This window comes from Mangrovibacillus cuniculi (assembly GCF_015482585.1).
GTDB lineage: Bacteria > Bacillota > Bacilli > Bacillales > R1DC41 > Mangrovibacillus > Mangrovibacillus cuniculi.
Map to the genome: position 1 here is coordinate 2,913,805 of NZ_CP049742.1, position 23,032 is coordinate 2,936,836.

Annotated in this window: 25 protein-coding genes; 14 read left to right on the plus strand and 11 right to left on the minus strand. The window is 38.2% G+C overall.

From position 1 onward, the window contains the following. The first annotated feature begins 124 nt into the window (after nt 1–124). Nucleotides 125–1,207: a DUF2812 domain-containing protein gene (locus tag G8O30_RS14800; protein WP_239672785.1), complete on the plus strand. Its 1,083-nt coding sequence runs from the start codon at nt 125–127 to the stop codon at nt 1,205–1,207. 21 nt (nt 1,208–1,228) lie between these two features. Further along, a complete protein-coding gene (locus tag G8O30_RS14805) occupies nt 1,229–2,296 on the plus strand; it encodes a DUF2812 domain-containing protein (RefSeq protein WP_239672786.1) in 1,068 nt (355 codons plus the stop codon). 26 nt (nt 2,297–2,322) lie between these two features. On the opposite strand, the gene G8O30_RS14810 is transcribed toward G8O30_RS14805, so the two are convergent. Next, nucleotides 2,323–3,102, minus strand: a complete 780-nt coding sequence (locus G8O30_RS14810) for a (2Fe-2S)-binding protein (protein ID WP_239672787.1) — start codon at nt 3,100–3,102, stop codon at nt 2,323–2,325. Between the two features lie 199 nt (nt 3,103–3,301). On the opposite strand from G8O30_RS14810, the gene G8O30_RS14815 reads away from it, so the two are divergent. Then, nucleotides 3,302–4,000 carry an AIM24 family protein gene (locus G8O30_RS14815; RefSeq protein WP_239672788.1) on the plus strand — a complete coding sequence of 233 codons (699 nt, stop codon included), beginning with the start codon at nt 3,302–3,304 and terminating at the stop codon, nt 3,998–4,000. A gap of 20 nt (nt 4,001–4,020) precedes the next feature. Here G8O30_RS14815 and G8O30_RS14820 read toward each other — a convergent pair whose 3' ends face one another. Further along, nucleotides 4,021–4,620 carry a DUF6944 family repetitive protein gene (locus tag G8O30_RS14820; protein ID WP_239672789.1) on the minus strand — a complete coding sequence of 200 codons (600 nt, stop codon included), beginning with the start codon at nt 4,618–4,620 and terminating at the stop codon, nt 4,021–4,023. A gap of 35 nt (nt 4,621–4,655) precedes the next feature. On the opposite strand from G8O30_RS14820, the gene G8O30_RS14825 reads away from it, so the two are divergent. Further along, nucleotides 4,656–4,871, plus strand: coding sequence for a hypothetical protein (locus tag G8O30_RS14825; protein WP_239672790.1), 216 nt, complete (start codon nt 4,656–4,658; stop codon nt 4,869–4,871). 108 nt (nt 4,872–4,979) lie between these two features. On the opposite strand, the gene G8O30_RS14830 is transcribed toward G8O30_RS14825, so the two are convergent. From G8O30_RS14830 to rpsN, 4 genes are all read right to left on the minus strand, one after another. Then, nucleotides 4,980–5,900, minus strand: a complete 921-nt coding sequence (locus tag G8O30_RS14830) for an iron-hydroxamate ABC transporter substrate-binding protein (RefSeq protein WP_239672791.1) — start codon at nt 5,898–5,900, stop codon at nt 4,980–4,982. Between the two features lie 482 nt (nt 5,901–6,382). Continuing rightward, entirely contained in the window at nt 6,383–7,429 is a 1,047-nt protein-coding gene (locus G8O30_RS14835; protein WP_239672792.1) for an FAD-dependent oxidoreductase, read from the minus strand. A gap of 80 nt (nt 7,430–7,509) precedes the next feature. After that, nucleotides 7,510–7,851, minus strand: coding sequence for a hypothetical protein (locus G8O30_RS14840; RefSeq protein ID WP_239672793.1), 342 nt, complete (start codon nt 7,849–7,851; stop codon nt 7,510–7,512). Between the two features lie 20 nt (nt 7,852–7,871). Then, nucleotides 7,872–8,141 (minus strand): 30S ribosomal protein S14, encoded by a 270-nt coding sequence (gene rpsN / locus G8O30_RS14845; protein WP_239672794.1) that lies wholly within the window; start codon nt 8,139–8,141, stop codon nt 7,872–7,874. A gap of 156 nt (nt 8,142–8,297) precedes the next feature. Between rpsN and msrB the strand changes: the two genes are divergently transcribed. Together msrB and G8O30_RS14855 are read left to right on the plus strand one after the other, a co-directional pair. Further along, entirely contained in the window at nt 8,298–9,395 is a 1,098-nt protein-coding gene (msrB, locus tag G8O30_RS14850) for a peptide-methionine (R)-S-oxide reductase MsrB (RefSeq protein ID WP_239672795.1), read from the plus strand. A gap of 182 nt (nt 9,396–9,577) precedes the next feature. Further along, nucleotides 9,578–10,237 carry a 2OG-Fe(II) oxygenase gene (locus tag G8O30_RS14855; RefSeq protein ID WP_239672796.1) on the plus strand — a complete coding sequence of 220 codons (660 nt, stop codon included), beginning with the start codon at nt 9,578–9,580 and terminating at the stop codon, nt 10,235–10,237. Nucleotides 10,238–10,271: 34 nt separating this feature from the next. On the opposite strand, the gene G8O30_RS14860 is transcribed toward G8O30_RS14855, so the two are convergent. Beyond that, nucleotides 10,272–11,276 carry a GGDEF domain-containing protein gene (locus G8O30_RS14860; RefSeq protein WP_239672797.1) on the minus strand — a complete coding sequence of 335 codons (1,005 nt, stop codon included), beginning with the start codon at nt 11,274–11,276 and terminating at the stop codon, nt 10,272–10,274. A 191-nt stretch (nt 11,277–11,467) separates the two neighbouring features. Here G8O30_RS14860 and G8O30_RS14865 point away from each other — a divergent pair, with 191 nt between their 5' ends. From G8O30_RS14865 to G8O30_RS14875, 3 genes are all read left to right on the plus strand, one after another. Beyond that, nucleotides 11,468–12,031: an RNA polymerase sigma factor gene (locus G8O30_RS14865; protein WP_239672798.1), complete on the plus strand. Its 564-nt coding sequence runs from the start codon at nt 11,468–11,470 to the stop codon at nt 12,029–12,031. Next, nucleotides 12,024–12,722 carry an anti-sigma factor gene (locus G8O30_RS14870; protein ID WP_239672799.1) on the plus strand — a complete coding sequence of 233 codons (699 nt, stop codon included), beginning with the start codon at nt 12,024–12,026 and terminating at the stop codon, nt 12,720–12,722. Before G8O30_RS14865 ends, G8O30_RS14870 begins: the two co-directional genes overlap by 8 nt. Before the next feature lie 652 nt (nt 12,723–13,374). Continuing rightward, nucleotides 13,375–14,286 carry a DMT family transporter gene (locus tag G8O30_RS14875; RefSeq protein ID WP_239672800.1) on the plus strand — a complete coding sequence of 304 codons (912 nt, stop codon included), beginning with the start codon at nt 13,375–13,377 and terminating at the stop codon, nt 14,284–14,286. A 21-nt stretch (nt 14,287–14,307) separates the two neighbouring features. Here G8O30_RS14875 and G8O30_RS14880 read toward each other — a convergent pair whose 3' ends face one another. Continuing rightward, nucleotides 14,308–14,889 (minus strand): DUF2087 domain-containing protein, encoded by a 582-nt coding sequence (locus G8O30_RS14880; RefSeq protein ID WP_239672801.1) that lies wholly within the window; start codon nt 14,887–14,889, stop codon nt 14,308–14,310. A 137-nt stretch (nt 14,890–15,026) separates the two neighbouring features. On the opposite strand from G8O30_RS14880, the gene G8O30_RS14885 reads away from it, so the two are divergent. Continuing rightward, the gene (locus G8O30_RS14885) at nt 15,027–16,046 is read left to right on the plus strand and encodes a phosphotransferase enzyme family protein (protein WP_239672802.1); all 1,020 of its coding nucleotides are present in this window, start codon (nt 15,027–15,029) and stop codon (nt 16,044–16,046) included. Between the two features lie 9 nt (nt 16,047–16,055). Next, the gene (locus G8O30_RS14890; protein WP_239672803.1) at nt 16,056–16,877 is read left to right on the plus strand and encodes a GNAT family N-acetyltransferase; all 822 of its coding nucleotides are present in this window, start codon (nt 16,056–16,058) and stop codon (nt 16,875–16,877) included. A gap of 28 nt (nt 16,878–16,905) precedes the next feature. Here the strand turns inward: G8O30_RS14890 and G8O30_RS14895 are convergent, their stop codons facing one another. Further along, entirely contained in the window at nt 16,906–17,667 is a 762-nt protein-coding gene (locus tag G8O30_RS14895; protein ID WP_239672804.1) for a MerR family transcriptional regulator, read from the minus strand. A gap of 56 nt (nt 17,668–17,723) precedes the next feature. Beyond that, nucleotides 17,724–18,659 carry an EAL domain-containing protein gene (locus G8O30_RS14900; protein ID WP_239672805.1) on the minus strand — a complete coding sequence of 312 codons (936 nt, stop codon included), beginning with the start codon at nt 18,657–18,659 and terminating at the stop codon, nt 17,724–17,726. A 134-nt stretch (nt 18,660–18,793) separates the two neighbouring features. On the opposite strand from G8O30_RS14900, the gene G8O30_RS14905 reads away from it, so the two are divergent. The 3 genes from G8O30_RS14905 (at nt 18,794) to G8O30_RS14915 (ending at nt 20,782) form a co-directional block, all read left to right on the plus strand. Next, nucleotides 18,794–19,219 (plus strand): Lrp/AsnC family transcriptional regulator, encoded by a 426-nt coding sequence (locus G8O30_RS14905; protein WP_239672806.1) that lies wholly within the window; start codon nt 18,794–18,796, stop codon nt 19,217–19,219. 470 nt (nt 19,220–19,689) lie between these two features. Further along, nucleotides 19,690–20,148, plus strand: coding sequence for an SRPBCC family protein (locus G8O30_RS14910; RefSeq protein WP_239672807.1), 459 nt, complete (start codon nt 19,690–19,692; stop codon nt 20,146–20,148). A gap of 7 nt (nt 20,149–20,155) precedes the next feature. After that, nucleotides 20,156–20,782 carry an NUDIX hydrolase gene (locus G8O30_RS14915; protein WP_239672808.1) on the plus strand — a complete coding sequence of 209 codons (627 nt, stop codon included), beginning with the start codon at nt 20,156–20,158 and terminating at the stop codon, nt 20,780–20,782. A gap of 121 nt (nt 20,783–20,903) precedes the next feature. Here G8O30_RS14915 and G8O30_RS14920 read toward each other — a convergent pair whose 3' ends face one another. Further along, nucleotides 20,904–22,625, minus strand: coding sequence for an ABC transporter ATP-binding protein (locus G8O30_RS14920; RefSeq protein WP_239672809.1), 1,722 nt, complete (start codon nt 22,623–22,625; stop codon nt 20,904–20,906). Between the last annotated feature and the right edge of the window lie 407 nt (nt 22,626–23,032).

Genomic DNA, 23,032 nt, shown 5'->3' on the forward strand with positions numbered 1-23,032 from the left:
CGTTCCTCTTCTCATAGTTTATTAATCTGACTGGAAAACTTGGTATTAAGACTAGTATATACACAGAATAGAAAATAGTGAAGAGATTGTTAGAATAATTTGTATAAGAAGAGGGGAGACATCAATGACGGACCAAGCACCTGAGAAAAGAGAATACATATGGTTGTCCGATGCTGACGCTTATGGGTTAGAAGAATGGTTGAATGAGCAGGTGAAAGATGGATGGCATTTAAAGAAGTTAAACCAAATGTCAGCTGTTTTTGTCAAAAGAAGCCGTCCTTCCACCTATCGAACAATGTTTGGTAAGGCAATAAGCGATAGTAAAAAAGAAGACTACTTAGATAAAGGATGGGAATATAAAGGAATTCGTAACCACGTGTTAGTCTTTCAGCAAATTCGAGAAAATGCGGAAGAGCTTTTAGACGATAAGGAAGAATATCTGGCTGTTTTAAAGCGCATGAAGCGTGTGTTATGGATTTACTTATGTGCAATACCAGCTATTTTACTTTTTTTAGTTGGGACCTACCTTAGTGATCCGATAGACTTTTTCCTTAGTAATCCAGTGTGGTCTACTATTTTATTAATTCCTTTATGTTTCATTAGCATACTTCAGGCGAAAGTATCTGTATCCTACGTGAATAACGAGATTTCTAGAGTGGAAGGGAATGAGCAGCCTCATCAATCCCTAAAACAAAAAAGAAGGAATACGAAGTTTTTTTATTTTGGTGTAACTGTATCTCTATTACTCTTATCTGGGTCCACTATTATACAGTCAACATCTGCTGCCTATTCGACTAATGGCGCAACTGACGGAAATCTAGAGGATATTCCAAGGTTAACTGTAACGGACTTTAGAGGAGAAGAATCGCTACGTGTGCAGCAAATAGGTGGCGTAAGTAACTTCTTAGTTCCAAAGCACTTGAGGATTTTAGAAACAGATAAGTATGGTAAGGAGTTATACATCAATTATTTGGAAACGAGATTCTCATTTGTGAAGGATCTCATCTATGAAGAGATGTTGGAATCAAATGTAGGGTTTAATGTATTGGATAAATTCGATGATGTAAGAGTCATGAAAAAAGCTACAAACGATACATCGTTGATTATGATTCACGATGAAACGCGAGTACTGTATGCCAGGGTATCTAATGAACTGCTGGATACAGAAAGTTTTGCCGAAGTGCTTAAAAGGACTTACTTTGATTAATCAACAGGGAGAGGAGTCACCATGGGATATAAAAAACGACTAATTCCAGTAAATGAAGTAGATGCTAATGGTTTAGAGATTTGGCTCAATGAGTTAGGGTCAAAAGGCTGGGAGCTTACTGATTTGGGGACACATATAGCAGAAACAAAAAAAGAGACAGATAAGACACTATTTTACCATGTGGAATTGTCAAAAGAATTACCAAGTCAGGAAGAGAAGAATCAATATGCAGAAGAAGGTTGGCATCTTGCTGCTCATAATAACTATTTGAAGGTTTATATAAATAAAGAGTCTAGCAAGAAGCCTAGTGTAAAGAAAGAAGAGGAAGTAACTTCATTAACAGTGTTTTATAAGAAATATAAAAAAGAACTTAGAAATGAAATACTTACGTGGATACCAGGTATCTCTATTCTTTTCATAATGAACAATAGTGGTGAAAGAAGTTTCTATTTATCTAATACAGTTTTTATGCTCTTGATATTGGTATTAGTTGTAGGGTACAAAGTGAGAACTAGATTTAAAGAGTTAACGGTGATTAGGAAGAAGTTAGAGAATCTTGAAAGAAATACACAAATTTCAGCAAATAGAAAAGTAAATAATATAGTAATTGGTGCATGGATTAGGAGAGGTATAACAATCGTTTTGGTTGTTCTTTGCTTCATGTTAGTATTCCCGTCTTCACCGGTAGCTTCTCAAGATGTGCCAATACTTCCTAGAGAAGAGATAAATGGACACACTTCAAACCTCCGGGGTGGTCAATTTATGGAGACTAGCTTATTTGTGCCAGTTCAATTTACTTATATGCAAGGATCAGAAAGGTTAGAGACGGAAGTTACAACGGAATACTATGAAACTGCGTTTTCTTTTATAAGTAATTGGATTGTAGAAGATAACATGGAAGATCGCATAGGTTGGAAAGAAGTTTCTGAAACGTCGTTCGATCAAGCGTTTGTTACAACAAAAGAAAAGACAGGATATGTGATTGCTTCTACCGGAAAAAAAGTAATTGTTGTCACCTATTCCATGGGGGTAGAACCACAGGAAGTGCTTAAACAAATGTGGGATGTCTATGGCACAAAAAAGAGCTAACCGATTACCCGATAGCTCCTACCATACTACGCTTCTTTCTTTTCTTTTAACTGTTCACGAATTTGATGATACTTTTCCGCTCGATCAGCTGGCTTCATGCGTGGGCATGTATAGCAGTAACCATGATTAGCTGTTTTATAAGCTAAGCAACACACAGGTTTTCTCCATAGCTTTCCTTCTGGATCCCAAGGGTTTTCTAACTCTACAAATTCATGTAGGTAGGGATTCTTTTTTAAAGAGAATACTTCAGGTGGTAGGGCATGTATCTCATTTATTGTTTCCTCAATTTGATCCTGTAACTTGGAGAAAATATCATGCTTCACCCAGCTTTTTTCTGCCCAAAAAATACCTGGAATTACTAGCTTCCAGAGGTAGTCTAAACGAATTCGTGACTCTTCTTCAATTGCTTTTAAAACAGGCGTAATCGTACAAGAGAAAAATTGCTCAAACGTTGGCTTGCTTTCAGATGGTTGAATATCATAATGGAAATGTAAAAAGTAGTTTGTGTGGTGATTAGACGGATAAAATTCCATTTCAATTGCGCCTAAATCAATATTCATAGACTCCTCGTGGAACATACGCAAATGCGTGAAAGCAGCAGTCAATGAGCCCAACCACCCTGCAATATACGCACCAGTAACATCCTCGGCTTCTGCCTGTATGCTAGCACTATATTGATCCATGATGATTTTACGTAAGTCAGGACGTTCACAAAATTCTTTTAGTGTAATAGACATTACTAGATCTTCTTTTTTAGATGTGGACGAATAAAATTGATTTAAGACAAACTGGTGATCACTTCCCATCTTACTAACGCCTCCTTTTTCTGAGTAATTTATGTAAAAGAGTTAATTGATAAAACTTATCACTACATTAACAATAATAATCGTTCTCATTGAGAAAGTAAACAAAGAACTGCTTTATAAATCCAAGTTGTCCGATTTTTTCAAAAACAAAGGAATACTATTATTTTTATGGAATACTTCCAACATAGGGGGCGTTGAAATGGAACAAAATTATACGATTAGAGAATTTATTGAAAAGACTAAGCAACAAGATAAAGGGCAAGGCTTCTTCGAACTAGAAACACAAAGGATGCTAGAAGTAAATTTGAACGGTCAAGTATGGGCTAAAGCAGGCTCGATGATTTCCTACACAGGTGGTATCAAGTTTGAAAGAGAAGGGATATTGGAGCATGGTTTGGGGAAGTTTGTCAAAAAAGCTCTCACTGGTGAAGGCAGCTCTCTCATGAAAGCAAATGGATCTGGAAAGTTGTACTTAGCTGATCAAGGAAAGAAAATCACCATTTTAGATTTATTAGGAGAGAGTATTTATATTAATGGAAATGATCTATTAGCTTTTGAACCTTCCTTAGAATGGGATATCAAATTAATGAGAAAAATTGCTGGAATGATGGCAGGGGGATTATTTAACGTTCGCCTACAAGGCAAAGGGATGGTTGCTTTTACATCTCACTATGAACCATTAACGTTATTAGTGGAGCCTGGCAAACCAATCTTCACAGATCCGAATGCTACAGTAGCTTGGTCTGGCAACTTATCTCCAGAGTTCGTAACGGATGTGCAGTTAAAGACATTCTTTGGAAGAGGAAGCGGAGAATCCGTCCAAATGAAATTCTCAGGGGAAGGCTTTGTTGTTGTTCAACCATTTGAAGAGGTATATGCTGCGGATAACCAATCATAAAATTCTGAGGGAAGTTGCTTTTAAAAGGTAACTTCCTGTATTTTAAACTCCCAGGCTAAAGCCTCCACAGAAATTACTGTTCCAATAAATAATAGTTGGCTACCAAATGCTTGTATTCTTTCTCCTTCTTCTTTTTGTTTACATAGTAAGAGTACATTCCCATACGCCTCTATCGCTGCCCCATATGCTTGGAAAGCCTCACCAATTGCTAAAATTGATCCATAATAATAATCGCTTTGTAGTGCACCTATGGCTTCTAATGAGGCACCAATTGCTTGCACCCCATCACCAATAAAGTCGAGCTGCAATCCACGAATCTCTTGATCATCTAGCAAGATAAATCCCCCAAATGTATTAATTATATTCCCTATCCCTTGAACTCCAGCACCTATGGTTTCGATTTGAATAATGTTTGGATTAGCTTTCAATCGTGAAAAAGTCTGTATGAAGTTTCCGGTACCTTCTATGAGAGAACCGTATGTTACAGCTTCAATTCCCTTTCTTTTTAGAGCTGGATTATCCGTTTTTGCTAGTAACGTATCTCCAAAAGCTGCAATGGCAGATCCAAATGCTAACACAATTCCTCCAACGATCTCTCCTTTTTCAACGGAAGCACTCATCTGTATTCCCTCACTCTCATCTATCCAACTAGTATATGGGGAAGGCGACAAAAGGGTTAAGTCGCCATGGGGCAAGAGGAAGGAAGGCGACAAAGTGGTTAAGTCGCCATGGGGCAAGAGGAAGGAAGGCGACAAAGTGGTTAAGTCGCCATGGGGCAAGAGGAGGGAAGGCGACAAAGTGGTTAAGTCGCCATGAGGCAGTAGGAGGGAAGGCGACAAAAGGGTTAAGTCGCCATCTGAAGCAAGAATAGATGGTACAAAAGCGCTTAAGCCGCAGAAGTAAAAGTGTACAATCCAAAATAGTCGCCAAACATCAAAAAGCAGACACCTATCACACTAGATGTCTGCAGTAGCCGAACTTATTCACCCAAGAAAGATTGTTGGAAGAATTCTAATTGGTATTCCAATGAAATTGGATCGTTGAAGAAGAACTCTTTTGCGTTTGCTTCAAATACATTGCCATTTTTTACGGCAGGGATATTCTTGTACGTTTCCGTTTCTTGGAACGATTCTCCTGTGATTTCACTTTTACTAATAATTAAGTAATCACCAGCGAAATCTGGTAGCGCTTCAGGGGAAATGGTGTAATAGCCAGGTCCAAGAGCAAGTTCCGTCACCTTCTCTGGCATTTTTAATTTCATTTCTTGATAAAGAATCTCTGTACCACGTGCCCAGTTGTCCCCAAACACATAAAGTTGGTCTTCAAAGTTTTCCACCACGGAAACGGTGCTATCTTCTCCAATTGTTGCACGTATCTCTTCTCCAGCAGCTTGTGCTCTAGCTTGGAAGTCTTCTACCCAAGCAGTAGCCTCTTGTTCCTTATTGAGAAGTTTTCCGATTTCAATATGTTGCGTTAGGTAGTCTAAGTTACCATACGTAAACGTAACAGTTGGAGCGATTTCTTGAAGTTGGTCAATATTTTGCATATTGGATAGACCAATAATTAAATCAGGCTCAAGAGCAAGAACTTGTTCCAAATCTGCGTCTGATACCACGGTGGTGTCTTCTAGATACTCGGCGTATCGGGGGTTGTCCATGGACCAGGAGTCAACTCCTACCAGTGGAACATCTAATGCCATGACATTTCCAGCAAATGATCCCATTACAATAACTCGCTTCGGGTTTGCTGGTACTTCTATTGGACCGTTTTCTGATTCATATGTAATGGTGTCTTTATCAGTAGAAGCTCCTTTACTTGTATCCGTACTATCCTCTGTTGAACTACATGCCGTCAATATAAAAATCAAAGCCATAACGGCGATTAGTAACCATTTTTTCATGATGATTGCTCCTTATGTAAATTATTGATAACGATTATCATTATCTCTTAGATAAAATATACGGTAACATAAGTCATGTGTCAATAATCATTTTCAATTAGGAACGCATTATCTTTTGAAAGAGGCTTACACTTTTCCAGCCTAAGAAGGCAATCGTGCAATTTAATAAAAATAGTAAGCAAACAAGGGCAAGTAGGTAAGCGAAGACAAGAAAGTATAGCGAAATAAAGACTCCATGCTCGGGAATATAAGAGAACATGGAGGTTTGATTAACAATCTTCCCATACTCTGACCAGACAAAATAAAGCAACGGAAGTAAAGATAGTCCGATGCCGATTAAGATTCCGACAACATAGGAAAAGTTTTTCACTCGCAAATATAGCAAGGAACAAAATGTGATAAGCCCAAATAAAATATACATTGGCATTACTCCTCAAAGATATTTAACGATATTCATTTCGCCCTACACAGGAACTTATCCTTTAAACACGATAGGTAGATATAAATCTCGTATCAATTTTGTTTTTTAATTTCCAAGGTATGACACCTTCCATGCTTAAATCACCATACGTTAAAAAACCACGTTTGTTACCTGTGGAAAGGATAGATAAAAATGTTCGTTGAGGTTTAAATGGGAGTAAGTCTTCGTTATATAAATATCTTTCTAGGTTCTGCAATAAAACCGGGCCTTGACGAACGGCATATACTCCGTTTTTAGCAAGATCAGGATATCCCTCCAAGCTAGCATTGTCACCAACTGCAAAGATAGATGAGTGACTAACAGATTGTAAGGATTGATTAACAAGTACATATCCATTTTCATCTACAGAAAGTCCAGACTGTTTGAAGAGGTCCGGAGCTTTGGGACCTGTAAAATATAAGATCGAATGCTCTGGGAAAGATTTTGCTTGTTCTTGTGTCATTTGCTGGTACTCATGCAGTTGGACTCCTGCTTCGTGCAAAATAGTTCGAATCTTATTTGCATGTTTAGGATGGAACGAAAAAATTTCTGATTTTGTCCAAATAGAGACAGGAGAAGTTAGGCCCTCTTTGCTCCGATAGGTTTGTGCTGCTAATGCTAGTTCTACAGCAGATGCACCTCCTCCGACTATGGTGGGGGAATCAGCTGCTCTCCACTCCCGAACGAGAGTGGGAAAGCGAAAATTAGGTTTGTAGAGATTTTTGGAAGATGAGTGCTCGTGCACAGAACCAATGTTCACAGATAACATATCGAACGTTTTCACTCCATTATTTTGTAACAAAATGGTCTTTGAGAACGGATCGAGCGCCACCAGTGTATCTTCTAAAAAGATAATGCCTTTTTCAACGCAAAGTTGACGTAAGTCTATGCGGATATCGGACTCCTCGTATAGTCCTTCTGTGAAACCAGAAAACATGCCTGAGTAGTATTGATAGTTGGAAGGAGAGATGAGTGTTATATCAACATCTTCCTTTAGTGATTCTGGAAAGTTTTTTATTACATGAAGGTGGCTGTGACCGCCTCCTACTAAGTATAGGGAAGGTTTCATTAGTTATCTCCTTTATAAGTGAGCTTGGTTGTAATAAAGGTAGCAGTTCTACTAACTATAATCAAAATAAAAAAGCCTGCTTAGCAGACTTTTGGTGTGAGAATGATCCAGTTTTGTTCTTTTTTTTCTTTAGAGAGAACGGTTAGAGATACTTTTGATTTATATTCTTGTACCATGCGATAAAGTTCATCTTCTATTTCATTCATTTTATCGTAAACTTCTTGAAAAGAGAGATGGAACTTACTAGCTGCTTGCTGATGAGGAGATTGCTTACTTAGCTTATCTAAGTAGTGACCTGGGGTAGGGCTATATTCCGCAATTTGATCCTCTAAAGAAGTTATATAGACGTACAGCTCACGTTGATCAACTGGTAGGTTACTGACCAATTGGCGTCGTAAAATTTCTTCCAAACCACAGTACATAACCACCACTCCTTTTCAATTTACCAGCTAGATTTTTTTACGCCGGGAATCTGCCCTTTATGAGCATATTCACGAAATGCGATACAAGACATCTTAAATTTCCTTAATACGCCTCTAGGACGACCAGTTACCTCGCAGCGGTTTTTTAGACGAGTAGGAGAAGAGTCTCTTGGTAATTTTGCCAGTGCTGCGTAGTCGCCTTTTTCTTTTAGTTCCTTACGCAATTCTGCATATTTCTTCACCATTTCTTGTCGCTTTTTTTCTTTTACTACTTTTGATTTCTTAGCCATTAATATGCTCCTTTCTGATAACAGTAATCATTACGATTAGTTGATATTAAATCACAATTTGATTTCTAATGCAACTCAAGTGTGCTAGATATAAACAAACTGCTCGCTAATGCTCCTAATCATCGTTAAAATTATATTAAACTGGAGGCGATAAATATGAAAAAGTGGTGGATTGTCGCGGTTGTTTTTTCCATTGCACTATTATGGCTCCTACCTAGAGGAATGGAGTACTTCACTACAAGAAGTTATGAGACAGAACCTGTACAGGCGGAATTTCCAGACGGCACAGAAGTTGCTACGTTTGCTGGTGGTTGTTTTTGGTGCATGGAGCCACCTTTTGAAGAAATAGAAGGCGTATACGAAGTGATTTCAGGATATACAGGGGGAGAGGAGCCCAATCCAACTTATGAGCAAGTTTCTTCTGGCAACACCTCGCATATTGAAGCTGTTCAAGTGTATTACGATCCATCTCTAGTATCATATGAAGAATTATTACAGATCTTTTGGAGACAAATCGATCCTACTGATGCCTGGGGACAATTTGTGGATAAAGGACCTCAATACGTTTCGGGTATTTTTGTAAAAAATGAAAAAGAGAAAGTAACAGCAGAAAATAGTTTGAAAGAGATAGAGGATTCAGGAAGATTTAAAGAGCCAATCGTAACGTTTATTAGAGATGCATCAACTTTCTATGAAGCAGAAGAGTATCATCAAGATTACTATCTAAAAAAGCCCTCTCAATATAAGTTTTATCGAACTAACTCTGGTAGGGATCAGTTCTTAGATAATGCTTGGGGAAAAGACCGAAATATATCTATTGGAGAAAAATATCCAACTTATACGAAAGAGGAACTGAAAGAAAAATTAACAGAGTTGCAATATCAAGTTACGCAGGAAGATGCTACCGAACCAGCTTTTGATAATGAATACTGGGATAACAAAGAAGAGGGTATCTATGTGGATATTGTATCTGGGGAGCCTTTATTCAGTTCCAAAGATCAGTTTGATAGTGGAACAGGATGGCCGAGTTTTACAAAACCGCTAGTTCCGGCAAATATCGTAGAAAAAGAGGATCGTAGTTTATTCATGACGAGGACAGAAGTAAGAAGTAAACATGCTGACTCTCATTTAGGCCATGTGTTTACGGATGGGCCAGAACCGACTGGACTTCGTTACTGCATGAACTCAGCAGCATTAGAATTTATACCAGTAAGTCAGTTAGAAGAACGAGGATACGGAAAATACTGGAAATAGCAGAATGGAGCTACTTTTGATAAAGATCGAAAGTAGCTTTTTTTATCAAAATATAACAATACAAAAAAGATAGAAAAAGAGATAGCTACCGTGTAAAATTATCTCAATGCCTTATTTTAGGGGCAAAGGAAGTTGCCTTATAAAATTTCTGAAAAGTATAAAAATAAATGAGGTTGAGTAAATTGACAATCGATACAAAAGAGTTGGCTTTAAAAGAACAAACTATTTTCCATCATACTGGTAATAAAATTATTACAGAAGATAGAGAAATTAATATCATCGCAAAGATGGAAGAGCCATTAATTGTCGTATTAGGGAACGTACTTAGTCATGAAGAGTGTGACGGCTTAATTCAGTTATCAAAAGAACGATTAGAGCGTTCTAAGATTGGTAGCGGAAGAGCCATTGATGAAATTAGAACGAGTAGCAGTATGTTTTTCCAAGAAGGGGAAAATGAATTTATTGAACGAATCGAGAGACGACTGTCTCAAATCATGAACATTCCAACTAGCCACGGAGAAGGGTTGCAGATATTAAATTATCAAGTGGGCCAAGAGTACAAAGCACACTTTGATTTCTTTTCTTCTACTAAAGGACCAGTTAAAAATCCTAGAATTAGTACACTAGTGATGTATTTAAACGATGTTGAAGAAGGTGGAGAAACGTATTTTCCTGAACTAGGATTCTATGTATCTCCGCAAAAAGGGATGGCTGTGTACTTTGAATACTTCTACGATAATCAAGATTTAAACAACCTAACATTACATGGTGGATCACCTGTAAGAGTTGGGGATAAATGGGCTGCGACGCAGTGGATGAGAAGGCAGCAATATAGAGCATAAAAAAAAAACCAAGAGGGCTATCCTTTTGGTTTTTCTATTTCGTACTAAAGATCCCGAAGAACTTTTCCATGATTGATTTACCCCCGTCGTTCTCGTCCTCCAATACAGAATTTTGATAGAATTCAAATCTATTTTTTCCATTATTTTTTGCTATATACATAGCTTTATCTGCATGAACCAGTATCTCTTCCATATTCGTGGCATTGTTTGGGAACAACGCAATTCCAATACTAGTAGATAAAGAGAGAGAAGAAGGGAGTATTTGATATGGAGAATACAAAACTTCTATAATCCTTGCTGCTAATTGATTAATTTCTTCTGGACATGTTTCTTCAATGACAATAATAAATTCGTCTCCTGCTAAACGACACACAAAGTCTTCTTCTCGAATGGTTGCATCCAACCGCCTAGCAACTTCTTTTAACAGTTCGTCTCCACCGTCATGCCCAAGTGTATCATTGACCTCTTTAAATCCATCTAAATCAAGGAACATGGCTGCAACAGTTCTATTTTTTCTCTTAGCTCGAGATAACACCTTAGTAAGATGGCGATAGAGCATTGATCTGTTTGGTAGCTCTGTGAGTTCATCATAGTAAGCTAATTGTCTGTAATGAAGTTCCTTTTGCTTTTGTTCCGTAATATCTTGGACTAGTACATCAATATAGTCTCCTTTGAATAAACTAGTTTGAAACTCTATCCACCGACCCTCATTTGTTTGAAAGGTGAATCTATCAAAAGATTTTAGAGCAATGTTATCCCACATAGCTTCATAGTTTTGTACATCTTCTGCTATCAATCTAAAAGGTAATGAAGAGAGGGGTAAACGTTCGTTTATAGGTATTCGAAATATTTTTACTGAAAATTGTTCTAATTGTTCTTCTAATATCTCATTTGTACGTTGATAGGTAGCGTTATCTATTTCTAATTGACTTTTCTCTTGTTGTAACTGATCAATTTTATTTTTTGCGTTCATCATTTGCAAAATGTTAAACAGGATGGATGAAAATAAAAGGACAGCAATAAAAATTTCTAAGCCCATCTCCGTTTGCTCCTCCCTAACTGTATATAATCCTATTATCATCAACTTGACGAATTTTGTCGAAAGGTAATATTTCATTTTGTTTCAAGATACATCCAAAAGTTAATTTCTCTCGTTATCTTATTAGACGCTTTGTATATTCGCCAATAAATAGTATGCTATAAGTAAAACTTTATACAAAGGGGTACGGTATGAACGAGTTAAGAGATGAAGAGTTATATCGTAAAGTGCTCCAAAAAGATCAAGAGGCACTATCTACCTTATATTCTCGATATGAAAAACTTATCTACTCCTTCGTCTTTAAAATGACAGGAGATCGCACTATTACAGAAGAAGTAATTCAAGAAGTTTTTATTAAAATATGGCGTAAACATGCTCCGTATGAAGAGAGTAAAGGGAAATTTTCTTCTTGGCTCCTTACCATGACTAGGAATATGGCACTTGATTTAATACGAAAAAGAAATAAAGTGGAAACGTATGCTTACGATGAAAGAGACGATCAAAGGCAAGAGGAGAATACTCCAGAAGATCATATAGAATGGAAAGAAAAGAGACATGTCGTGCAAGAAGCTATTTCAGAACTAAAACCTGATCAACAAAAAGTAGTCGAACTATTTTATTTTCAAGGAGAAACCCAACAGCATATTGCTGATCAAACTGGTATTCCACTCGGCACGATAAAAGGAAGGATACGGCTTGCCTTAAAACATATTCGGAAGTCGCTAGAACAGAAAGGAGGTATTCAAGATGAGTAGCCATTGTCATCAAGTTATCGATTTTGTGAACAACCAACTTACAGAGAAAGAACAACAAGCTTTTGAGCACCATCTTGCCTCTTGTTCCGAATGTAAAAAAGAAGTAGAGGAACTACAAGCGTTAATGCAGGATCTTCCTTTTGCTGCAACACCTATAGAGCCGCCAGCTGATTTAAAGGAGCGCGTGTTAGCCAAAGTTTTGGAAGATGATCAACCAATGGTTAGTGAAAAAGTAGTTCCGATGCTTAGGAAAAAGAACTGGTACACACCAGCGTTAGCGGCTGCTTTGTTCTTATCTGTCATTGCAAATATGTATTTGATTAGTACTAACACAGACGGAGAAGGACAGCCGACCGTTATACAGTCAGCTTCCTTAGCTCCATCAGATAATTCCTATCAAGCTTTTGCTTCCATTATCGGAACAGAGGGTGGCGGACAAAACCTTGTCATCCAAGCAAGCCAGCTAGACGAATTGTCTGGAGATGAAGTGTATCAGGTTTGGTTAATTAATGAGGAAGGTCCAATTCCAACGGGCTCGTTTACACCTGATGTGAGTGGGAACGGAACAATCGTTTATAACTTGAGCAAAGATTTGCAGAAGGTAGACTGGGATCAAGTAGCTATCTCTATCGAACCAAATCCAAATAGCGAAACGCCTCTTGGAGAAGTAGTCCTTGCAGGTAACTTATAAGAAAGTATAAAAGCGTCAGCAGGGATGTTATGCCATCCTTGCTGGCGCTTTTTAAACTCTTCTGGCGAGAGGGGATTTGATTTGAGGAGAGAATAGAGGCGTCTTAAACTCACGAAGGAAGAGAAAGCGCGCTGCTAGGAGAGAATAAGCGTGTCTTAAACTCACGAAGGAAGAGGAACCACGCCGCTAGGAGAGAATAAGCGTGTCTTAAACTCACGAAGGAAGAGGAAGCGCGCTGCTAGGAGAGAATAAGCGCGTCTTAAACTCACGAAGGAAGAGGAAACGCGCTGCTAGGAGAGAATAAGCGCGTCTTAAACTCACGAAGGAAGAGGAAACGCGCTGCTAGGAGAGAATAAGCGCGTCTTAAACTCACGAAGGAAGAGGAACCACGTTGCTAAGAGAGAATAAGCGCGTCTTAAACTCACGAAGGAAGAGGAACCACGCTGCTAAGAGAGAATAAGAGCGCTTTAAACTCACGAAGGAAGAGGAAACGCGCAGCTAGGAGAGAATAAGAGCGCCTCAAACTCACGAAGCAAGAGGAAACGCGCTGCTAGAAGAGAATTGGAATGCAGTCCACGCAGAAATAAAGGTATTCTCTTCACTGGTTTAACGCTTTATAATGAAGCTACCAATATATATAAGGAGATTCCCTATGAACAAATCTCTTCAGTACACCCTACTTGCGGTAGGTGTGTTAGCACTATCGACATCGGCCATTTTTGTCATGCTTGCTACGGCACCAGCACCAATCATCGCTTTTTATCGCATGCTTTTTTCAAGTGTTTTATTACTTCCTTTTATCCTAATAAAGAAATCGGCGAAAGCACAGATCAAGTCCTTCACCAAGCAGCAGTGGATGTTCAGTTTTTGGGCAGGGGTTTTACTAGCTAGTCATTATGTCCTTTGGTTTGAATCGTTACGATTTACTTCTATCGCGAGTTCCACCATTCTTGTGACACTACAATCGATATTCTCCTTCATCGGAGCGTATTGGCTGTTTAAAGAAAGAATCCAAAATGCAGCTCTGTTAGCTGGGGTTATTGCAATCGCAGGAAGCTTCATCGTTGGCTGGGGGGACTTTCAAATAGGGGGCACTGCTCTGTTTGGTGATGCATTAGCATTATTGGGAGCAATGACAATTGCCTTTTATTTTTTAGTAAGTCAGTCCATCCGAAAAGCAGTAGATGTCATTCCTTACACGTTTGTCGTTTACACAATTAGTTCATTCGTTTTATTAGTCTATAATGTAGTATTATCTAACCCGTTTACTGGATTCCCAGTAAAGGATTGGTTTTGGTTTGCCTGCTTAGCAGTAATCCCAACTATCTTAGGACAACTGGTATTCGTGTGGCTAGTAAAGTGGGTAAGTGCGTCCACTATTTCCATGAGTATATTAGGGGAACCGATAGGAACGATTATCCTCGCCTATTGGATTTTCCAAGAACATGTGACTCTGTACCAAGTGGTGGGTTCAGGCGTTATTCTTGGAGGAATCTATATGTACTTAGTAATCACGGAAAAGAAATCAACACCACTTACAGAAGAAGCCTACACTAGTTTGTAGGCTTTTTCCCGTTTTCAAACCTTAATTAGAGTAACCAATTTTCCACATTTCTTCTGGGTTCATTTCATACTTATTGTTTTCTCTCGTCATGAAATAGCACATGATAAATTCGCGTCTAATGGTTGCGAAATCTTCATGAAATTGTTTAATAAACTCGTTTACTTCCTTTTCCTCGTATAGTCGCCCTTTTTCTAATTTTCGAGCTAAATAGTCTAAGATAATTAACTTTTTCTTCCGCTGGGCTGGCAACGTCTTTATTTTACCGTCTGTTGTTAGGAAATTTTGCAGAACTTTATTCTTCTCCTCAATAGTTACTAATTGCTTATCCATCGTTTCATCCCCCATTTTTATCACAGCTTGCGACATCTGTAGTAACTTTTTCTCATCTAAGTGGTAGTAAACGGAATTCTTCTCCCGCCTCTCATAAACTAATCCACAATCCCGTAACTTGGTAAGGTGATGAGAAATAGTGGCAGGTGTTAATGCAAGTTTCCCAGCAATTGCTTGACCGTGTAGTGGACCAGAGTTGAGAAGTGCAATGATGCGTAAGCGCGTTTTGTCCCCTAATGTTTTATGAAATGTAATTAATCTATCTAACTGCATATAGCCAACTCCTTAGATAAGTATCTAATTAGATGATAATCTAACTAGATGCCTCTTGCAATGAAAAGTACACGAAGGAAATTCGACAATGGGAGTCGAATAAAGTACATACCGATAATGAGACGAGGAGAATTAAAATGGAAGCATGGATTGAAGAGTTATTTTCCAAAGAGTTATTATACAAAGCCGCAGAGGCGTTTCATACAGATGCAACGAACGCAAAAAAGCTAGGAGACTTTGAAAACTATGTTTTTGAAGTGTACCGAGATGAAGTGCCTTTTATTTTACGATTAACGCATTCTTCACACCGTACGAAAGAAGAGATTGAAGGTGAATTAGAATGGATCAACTTCTTACACGCTGGAGGGGTAGACGTATCTTTAGCGCACACATCTGGTACGAATGATTTGGTAGAAACATTTAAAGTAGCAGACTCTAAGTTCTTTGCGTGTTTATTTACAAAAGCACCGGGACAATTGGTTACACATAAAGAACCAGCATTTAATGAAGCGTTATTCCAAGCGTGGGGGAAAGCTATTGGCAAGATGCATGCTGTTACAAGGTTATACGAACCAACAGTAAGGAAAAGAGGAAATTGGTATGAAAATACAGAGAAACAGGTAACATCTTTTATTACGCTAGAAAGCGATCAAGAGATAAAGGATAAAGCTCTTCAACTAGTTACAGAAATGAAGCAATTGCCGCAAAGAAACGATACGTATCAACTGATACACACGGATCTTCATAACCATAACTTTTTCTATCATGAAGGAAAGGTGTATGCCTTCGATTTTGATGATGCTAGCTATCACTATTTAATTAGTGATCTCGCAATAGCAGTCTACTATGCTACGTGGCGAGCGACAGAAGGTTTAGGGATAAAGGAGCGGAGTGCATATGGAAACGATATGTTTGCACACTTATTGAAAGGTTACGTTTCGGAAAACAAGCTTTCATACGAAGTGTTAGAATGGATTCCTGCTTTTTTCCGTCTTCGTGACGTAGAGTTGTATAGTGTCTTTATCCAGAAAATTGACTTGTCTAAGGCAGACGAGAGGATCAAGAGATTGGTAGGAGATATTCGAGATAGAATTTTAAGAGAAGAATTATTAGTAGAACTTGATATAGAAAAGTATAAAGATCTATTGGAAAGCTGAGGAGAGCAAATGTTAAAAGCAGAATTAGCTGCAATTAAGGAACTTCAAGCCACATGCGAAAAATATGAGCCAATTAAACTTAAGTTAAACTGGGATATGCTAGAGACAAGAAATGATCTTGAGAAGAATGATTTCTTTTACTATGAAGAACAAGAACTGATAGGATACTTGGCACTCTATCCATTTGGAAATAAGGTAGAAGTTTGTGGAATGGTTCATCCATCACACCGCAGAAAAGGATTGTTTTCTGCACTTTTTCAACAAGCGAAGCAGGTGATAGAAGAACAAGGGTTTACTAGCATTCTTTTAAATACTCCTGCTGCCTCTAAAGCTGGTATGGAGTGGACGATAGCAGTTGGTGGGAAGCTAAAAATGAGCGAACATCAGATGAAATGGGATCGAGTAACGAAAACGGATTTAGCTCCAGTGATATTACGAAAGTCCACGTTAGATGATTACAAGTGGGAAGCGGATTTGGATGTCCTTTGTTTTGGGATGACGCGAGAGGATGCAGAGTCTTTCACAAATAGAAAGCATGCAGAGAATCTAGAAAATTTCTTTATCATAGAGGATGAGAAGCAGGCAGTTGGTAAAGTTCGAGTACAAGAGCTAGACGGGGAAGCATGGATTTATGGATTTGCCGTTCACCCTAATTTCCAAGGGAAAGGAATAGGAAGAAGAACGTTATCTCAGTTAATAAACATTTATAGCCAAAAAGACCTTGATATTTGTCTTGATGTAGAAGTAGAAAATCTCCATGCACTAGGATTATATGAGTCTTGTGGATTTAGAGTCACGCAAGGGCAAGATTACTATGACTATAACATATGAAAAAGGAGAGACATCTGTCTCTCCTTTTTCATTTACCGGTGTACGCTTTTATAGCGTCTCGTAAAAATACCGCTGCACCTTTTCCTGCCTTCTTATCATAGAAATTCGTAAATCGCTCATCCGCCACATACATTTCAGCTAGACCTGCATGTGCTTCCTTAGAGTAATGGCACCAATAGTGACTAATCCAATTTTTGTGCAAGGAAGCAAGGTGCTGAGCTTCTATACTAAAAGGATCCCCGGTTTGCATTGTACGTGCTAACGTTTTCAAAATCTCTTTGCCTAAAACGTCTGCTTTTTCCCATTCTTGTTTAGATAGGGATTTCATCTTTTGATAGGATTGATCAATCTGTTCATCTCCGTACTTTTCACGGATTTCCTTCCCATAAATCTGTTCGTTTTCCTTTAAAACAGAGTCTTTAAACGCTTCAAACTTTTCTTCTGCTGACATAGTACGTCTTCCTTTCTTAGCATCAATGGTTGCATCGACTTGTTGAATAAGTCTTTCCAACTGTTCACGCTTTTCTAGCAGGTTTTTTCGGTGGTTAAGAAGAGTTTGAAGTGGATCAAAATGTTTGTCATTCATTAACTGACCTATCTGTTGCAGCGGAATATCCAATGAACGATAGAACATTATGTGCTGCAGACGATCAAGATTCTCTTCTGTGTATTCTCGGTAACTAGACGCATCATTTCTACTTGGAGATAGCAATCCAATCTCATCGTAATATCTAAGTGTACGAGTCGAAACACTTGAAAGTTTTGCAACTTGTTGTATAGAATACTTCATCTCTTCACCTCCTACTTTTACTGTAAAGGTTGACGTAACGTGAAGGTCAACAGGTTTTAGTGACTTTTAAAAAAATCGGGCGGCTGCGGCTTTTGGATATAGTAGCCTTGTGCTAAATCTAACCCTAACTCTTTACAAAACGTGTATTCTTCTTTCGTTTCCACACCTTCTGCTAATGTCTTGAAGCCTAAATCTAGCGAAAGTTTTTTTACCTTATGTAGGAATTTCTGCTTTTCCGTATCCAAATGACAGTTGGTAATATACCCTCGATCAATTTTGACATAGTCAGGTTGTAGAGCAGAAAGTACATCTAATGTCGCAAACCCTGCTCCTACGTCATCAAGGGCAACTTTCATTCCCTCTTGTTTATATCTCTTCAGAACAGAAAGAAGATGAGGAACATCGTCTATTCTCTCTGTTTCTACTACTTCAAAAATGAGATCTTGTGGATTGATTGCATATTTTTCAACGAGAGAAAAAGTATGCTGTAAACAGAAATCAGGGTTATAAATAGTAGATGGTAAAAAGTTGATAAAGCTTTTTGTTCCATTAGGTATCACCTTAGAACGTGCTTTTATAGCTTCTTCTCTTGCACGCTGATCTAATCTAGAATGAAGCCCAATATCATTGGCTAGCGAGAATAAATGCCCGGGACGCAGCTGGTAATCTTTTTCATTAGAACGTAATAAGGATTCATAGCCGTATATCTCATGGTCTTCGAGTGTAATAATCGGCTGTAAGTAGCTCATCATCTTACCACTTTGGATAAATTGAATATCCTTATAATTATGTACGATAGAAAGTAAACGAGAAACGTTAAAGGATGCAGTATTGAGAATAATCTCCCCGATACGGTTGTGAGAAAGTTTTTCTAGGATTGTTACTAGTTCAGTATGATTGGTGTATGAGAGAACACGGTCTAATAAAGCAATATGTATTGTTCCACTGTCAGGAACATGGTAATGAACACCACAGTGCACACATGAATTCATGAAAACTCCCCTTTCTATACTATCTTATCGGATTAAGATGATTTTATTAAGAGAATTGTATTGATTTTTCAAAAAAACGGTATATAGTTAATAAAGTTGTCAGTCTTTGAGTACAAGTAGAGAGGAAACGTTCTATGAATACGCAACTTTTAGAAGAAAGAATTCTATTGGAAGTAACGAGAAACCCTAATATCTCTATGAGAGAACTAGCTAGACAGTTTGATATTCAACCTGTCCAAGCGGGTGCTTATGTTCAAGAGCTAAGAAAAAACGGGAAAATAAAAGTAGACTCATGGCTATTCCATACAGGAGATTTTGTAGGACCAGTAAGTTGTATTATGGAAACTACTGTTAGTACAAATCAGTTAGATTCATTTAAAGAAATAATAAATACCTATACAGATATAGAATTTTGTTATCAGGTAGCAGGGGATGCTTGCTTCCTAGTTAAGGTTCAACATGATACATATAAGGAAATAGAAACATTTATTCGTAACCTGCAAACGGTGGTACAAACGATCATTCCACTAGTGTTTCCTGTTGAATATCAAACCGCTTAAGATGCCAGTAAATGGTGTCTTTTTTTGTTGCGTGACCAGCAACAACTCATCTGACATGTTGTCTAGCTGCAGGTGCGCAACCGCTCGGAAAAGTTTGAAAGCCCTCCGTTGGCTGAAGAGCTGCCTACTCGGTCTTCCCAACTTTTCTGCCGCGGTTAAACGCGCGCCTTCCGCTTTTCTAAAGACCACGTGATGTGGTCCGTACTTAGATGAGTATCCTTAATATAATGCTTTCCAAGTCTGTGCATATCTTCAACCGCTCGGAAAAGTCCGAAAGCCCTCCATTGGCTGAAGAGCTGCCTACTCGGTCTTCCCAACTTTTCTGCCGCGGCTAAACGCGCGCCTTCCGCTTTTCTAAAGACCACGTGATGTGGTCCGTACTTGAATGAATCTTGGTGATTCAAATTGCGGAAAATGTTTCTATTTATCTTAACTTTAGATAAAATAAAAATAAAAACGAGGTGGATTCAATGAAATCATGGACAAAGTCAATAACTATTAATGCTCCAATTGACATCGTGTGGAATCTTTTTAATGGCAGTACGGAACAAATGCAAAAGATAATGCCTCAAGTGGTTGCAAATGAACCAGTTAAAGTAACTGATGAGGGTGTAGGTACAGTCTATAGGCAAACGTATCAAGAAGGTAAAAGAACACAGACATATGATGTAGAAACGATAGAGTTCACAGATAAGGCAGAAGAAAAGAAACTGAAAGTAGGATTTCAGATAGCTGGTATGTTTGATATTACGGCAAAGTACGAATTAGCTGAAATAGACGAAAACACAACTCATTTTACTTATACCGCTACAAATAATCCTTTAAAATGGTATGTTAAACCGTTTTTACTATTTGCCAGCGATAAAGTAGTCGTCAATTTTGTGGATAGAGTAAAGAAGGTTGCAGAGACAAATCAACGAAATGAGTAAGACCGAGATGATTATGGTAGTGGACGAGGATAGAAATTCCCTTTATCCAGCCACTAGAGAAAAGATACACAGAGAAGGCTTGTGGCATGAGGTATTTCATTGTTGGTTATTGGACACTAGTGCGGAATCACCATTCGTCTATTTACAAGAGAGAAGTTTAACTAAAGCCGACTTTCCAGGTCTTTACGATATTTCAGCAGTTGGACATATCTTAAAAGGAGAATCCATACAAGATGGAGTTCGTGAAGTGGAAGAGGAACTTGGTTTATCTGTAAAATTGGAGGATCTTCGCCGATTAGCTATTGTAAAAACGGAAACGATTATTGGGGAGTTTAAAGATTTTGAACACCCTCATGTCTATTTACTAGATAAGCAAATGAGTTGGGATGACTTTTCTGTCCAACTGAGTGAAGTAAGAGGAATGGCTAGAGTGCCTTTGAGAAACCTTTTCAACTTTACTCTTAAAAAGGTTCAGAGTTTAGAAATAGAAGGATTTAGAATGGATAATGGTGTACAAACCTTTTATAAGGAAGAAGTAGATTATTCTAACTTTGTCCCACACGACCGAAAGTATTGGAGAGAAGTATTGGAGCCAATGGTTGAATACTGTAATCGACAAGGTAAGAGAGTGTAAAGATAATACAAAAAGGATTGATAGTGGTTGATCAATCCTTTTTAGTATTTCTTTCACTTGGTATTTATGTGAAGAAGTGGTGTCTAGCTTCAGGTGCGCAACCGCGCGCCTGAAGCTTTTCTCACACAAGAGCATGTTGATGCGCATGCAACTTCGCAAACACCCCATCCTCTACTTGCAATAACTCTTCCTGCGTTCCATCTTCCGCAACGCCGTCTGTTGTAATAACCATAATGCGATCTGCTTTTCGGATAGTTGCTAATCGGTGAGCGATGACTAAAGTCGTACGGTTCTTTGCTAACTCGTTTAACGCATCTTGGATAATAGCTTCAGTCTCTGTATCTAAAGCAGAAGTGGCTTCATCTAAAATTAAAATCGGTGGATTCTTTAAGAACATTCTAGCAATCGCTAGTCTTTGTTTTTGTCCACCAGACAACTTCAGGCCACGCTCTCCGATTTGTGTATCGTATCCATCCGGTAATGAGTGAATCAGGTCTGTTAAGTGGGCTCTTCTTGCTGCTTCTTCAATTTCCTCTTGCGATGCTGAAAGCCTACCATAAGCAATATTCTCTCTAAGGGTACCAGTGAACAAAAAGACATCTTGTTGTACAATCCCAATCTGAGAACGAAGGGATTCTTTGGTCATATTCCGCACATCTATTCCATCGATTGTAATACTACCTTCTGATACATCATAAAAACGAGGTATTAACGAACAAATGGTTGTTTTACCAGCACCAGAAGGACCGACAAAGGCAACTGTTTGACCAGCTTGTATGGAGAAGGATAAGTCTGTTAGTGTTGGTCTATTTTCTTCATATTGAAAGGTAACGTTTTGAAACGCAATATCTCCTTTTAAAAACTCAACTTCAACTGCATCAGTTTTATTTTGAATATCTGGAACAGAATCCATTAACTCCATAAATCGTTTAAATCCAGCCATTCCTTTTGGATAAAGTTCTAGTAGAGCACTGATTTTATCAATGGGTTTAAAAAGTACATTAACATATAAAATAAATGCAACTAGTTCTCCATATGAAAGTGCGCCAGCAAATGTTAACCAGGCTCCATAAACTAAGATGATCAATGTCATCAACCTAGTAGTGATATAAATTCCAGATAAGTTGTAACTCATTACTTTATAAGCACGAAGTTTTGATTTTCGGAAAAATTGGTTGTTCTCTTGGAAGCGGTCCATCTCATATTGTTCGTTTGTAAACGATTGAACCACACGAGCTCCGGATACACTGTCTTCTACACGAGCATTGACGTCTGCAATGTTTCCGTACATCTTCGTCCACGCTCTGTTCATATTAATATTGGAATAGGAGATCAACCAAATTAAAAACGGAACAATTAGTATTGCTACCATTGCTAGTTCCACATTAATGCTCAGCATAATCCAAAATGCTCCTATAAAGGTCATAATGGCAATAAATAAATCTTCTGGTCCATGATGCGCTAGTTCTCCGATGTCCATTAGATCATTCGTTACGCGACTCATAATATGACCAGTTTTGGTGTTGTCAAAGAATCGAAAGGATTGTCTTTGGACATGTTGGAATAATTCTTTCCGCATATCCGTCTCGATGTTTATTCCTAGTTTGTGCCCCCAATAGTTAACAACAAATTGCATACCAGAGCTCATTAAATACAATGTCAACAATCCTGCGCTGACAGCAATGATGGTAGACCAATTTCCTTCTGGTAAAAGGGAATCGATAAACCAAGATACTGCAAGTGGAAACCCAAGTTCTAAAATTCCGACGAAAATAGCGCAGAAAAAGTCGATATAAAATAAGCGTTTATGGGGATGATAATAGCTAAAAAATCGTTTTATCATTTTTTCACCTCTTCAAAAAGATTCCATAAAATCACTTTATCAGAATAAAGATATACTAGCTACAAAAATTATCACTTCTCATATTGACGAGATAGGCTAAGGATTGTATGATGATGCTGTAACGATAAAGCTGTTACACAATCATTAAAACAAAACACTCCAAAGGGGAGTAGCAGATAAAAGTTCGTCGTCATTCCGTGATGGATTTCCATCTCCGGCGTTCTTTGCAACAAACAATGTTGTTTGCGAGACCTTTGCCTAATAGGTAAAGGTCTCTGTATATAAGTGAAAAAGTGACCCTTACCCTATGATGGTTTGGGTCTTTTTGTATAAAAGAGGAGATCGATGATTGGATGGATGTTGATAGGATACAAAAGTGTTTTATCTTCATGACTTGGATACTATTA

What these genes read in the sequence shown, in the direction of transcription:
- G8O30_RS14800 (WP_239672785.1), top strand. Translation starts at nt 125, where the DNA reads ATGACGGACCAAGCACCTGAGAAAAGAGAATACATATGGTTGTCCGAT.
- G8O30_RS14805 (WP_239672786.1), top strand. Translation starts at nt 1,229, where the DNA reads ATGGGATATAAAAAACGACTAATTCCAGTAAATGAAGTAGATGCTAAT.
- G8O30_RS14810 (WP_239672787.1), bottom strand. Translation starts at nt 3,102, where the DNA reads ATGGGAAGTGATCACCAGTTTGTCTTAAATCAATTTTATTCGTCCACA.
- G8O30_RS14815 (WP_239672788.1), top strand. Translation starts at nt 3,302, where the DNA reads ATGGAACAAAATTATACGATTAGAGAATTTATTGAAAAGACTAAGCAA.
- G8O30_RS14820 (WP_239672789.1), bottom strand. Translation starts at nt 4,620, where the DNA reads ATGAGTGCTTCCGTTGAAAAAGGAGAGATCGTTGGAGGAATTGTGTTA.
- G8O30_RS14825 (WP_239672790.1), top strand. Translation starts at nt 4,656, where the DNA reads ATGGGGAAGGCGACAAAAGGGTTAAGTCGCCATGGGGCAAGAGGAAGG.
- G8O30_RS14830 (WP_239672791.1), bottom strand. Translation starts at nt 5,900, where the DNA reads ATGAAAAAATGGTTACTAATCGCCGTTATGGCTTTGATTTTTATATTG.
- G8O30_RS14835 (WP_239672792.1), bottom strand. Translation starts at nt 7,429, where the DNA reads ATGAAACCTTCCCTATACTTAGTAGGAGGCGGTCACAGCCACCTTCAT.
- G8O30_RS14840 (WP_239672793.1), bottom strand. Translation starts at nt 7,851, where the DNA reads ATGTACTGTGGTTTGGAAGAAATTTTACGACGCCAATTGGTCAGTAAC.
- rpsN (WP_239672794.1), bottom strand. Translation starts at nt 8,141, where the DNA reads ATGGCTAAGAAATCAAAAGTAGTAAAAGAAAAAAAGCGACAAGAAATG.
- msrB (WP_239672795.1), top strand. Translation starts at nt 8,298, where the DNA reads ATGAAAAAGTGGTGGATTGTCGCGGTTGTTTTTTCCATTGCACTATTA.
- G8O30_RS14860 (WP_239672797.1), bottom strand. Translation starts at nt 11,276, where the DNA reads ATGGGCTTAGAAATTTTTATTGCTGTCCTTTTATTTTCATCCATCCTG.
- G8O30_RS14865 (WP_239672798.1), top strand. Translation starts at nt 11,468, where the DNA reads ATGAACGAGTTAAGAGATGAAGAGTTATATCGTAAAGTGCTCCAAAAA.
- G8O30_RS14870 (WP_239672799.1), top strand. Translation starts at nt 12,024, where the DNA reads ATGAGTAGCCATTGTCATCAAGTTATCGATTTTGTGAACAACCAACTT.
- G8O30_RS14875 (WP_239672800.1), top strand. Translation starts at nt 13,375, where the DNA reads ATGAACAAATCTCTTCAGTACACCCTACTTGCGGTAGGTGTGTTAGCA.
- G8O30_RS14880 (WP_239672801.1), bottom strand. Translation starts at nt 14,889, where the DNA reads ATGCAGTTAGATAGATTAATTACATTTCATAAAACATTAGGGGACAAA.
- G8O30_RS14885 (WP_239672802.1), top strand. Translation starts at nt 15,027, where the DNA reads ATGGAAGCATGGATTGAAGAGTTATTTTCCAAAGAGTTATTATACAAA.
- G8O30_RS14890 (WP_239672803.1), top strand. Translation starts at nt 16,056, where the DNA reads ATGTTAAAAGCAGAATTAGCTGCAATTAAGGAACTTCAAGCCACATGC.
- G8O30_RS14895 (WP_239672804.1), bottom strand. Translation starts at nt 17,667, where the DNA reads ATGAAGTATTCTATACAACAAGTTGCAAAACTTTCAAGTGTTTCGACT.
- G8O30_RS14900 (WP_239672805.1), bottom strand. Translation starts at nt 18,659, where the DNA reads ATGAATTCATGTGTGCACTGTGGTGTTCATTACCATGTTCCTGACAGT.
- G8O30_RS14905 (WP_239672806.1), top strand. Translation starts at nt 18,794, where the DNA reads ATGAATACGCAACTTTTAGAAGAAAGAATTCTATTGGAAGTAACGAGA.
- G8O30_RS14910 (WP_239672807.1), top strand. Translation starts at nt 19,690, where the DNA reads ATGAAATCATGGACAAAGTCAATAACTATTAATGCTCCAATTGACATC.
- G8O30_RS14915 (WP_239672808.1), top strand. Translation starts at nt 20,156, where the DNA reads ATGATTATGGTAGTGGACGAGGATAGAAATTCCCTTTATCCAGCCACT.
- G8O30_RS14920 (WP_239672809.1), bottom strand. Translation starts at nt 22,625, where the DNA reads ATGATAAAACGATTTTTTAGCTATTATCATCCCCATAAACGCTTATTT.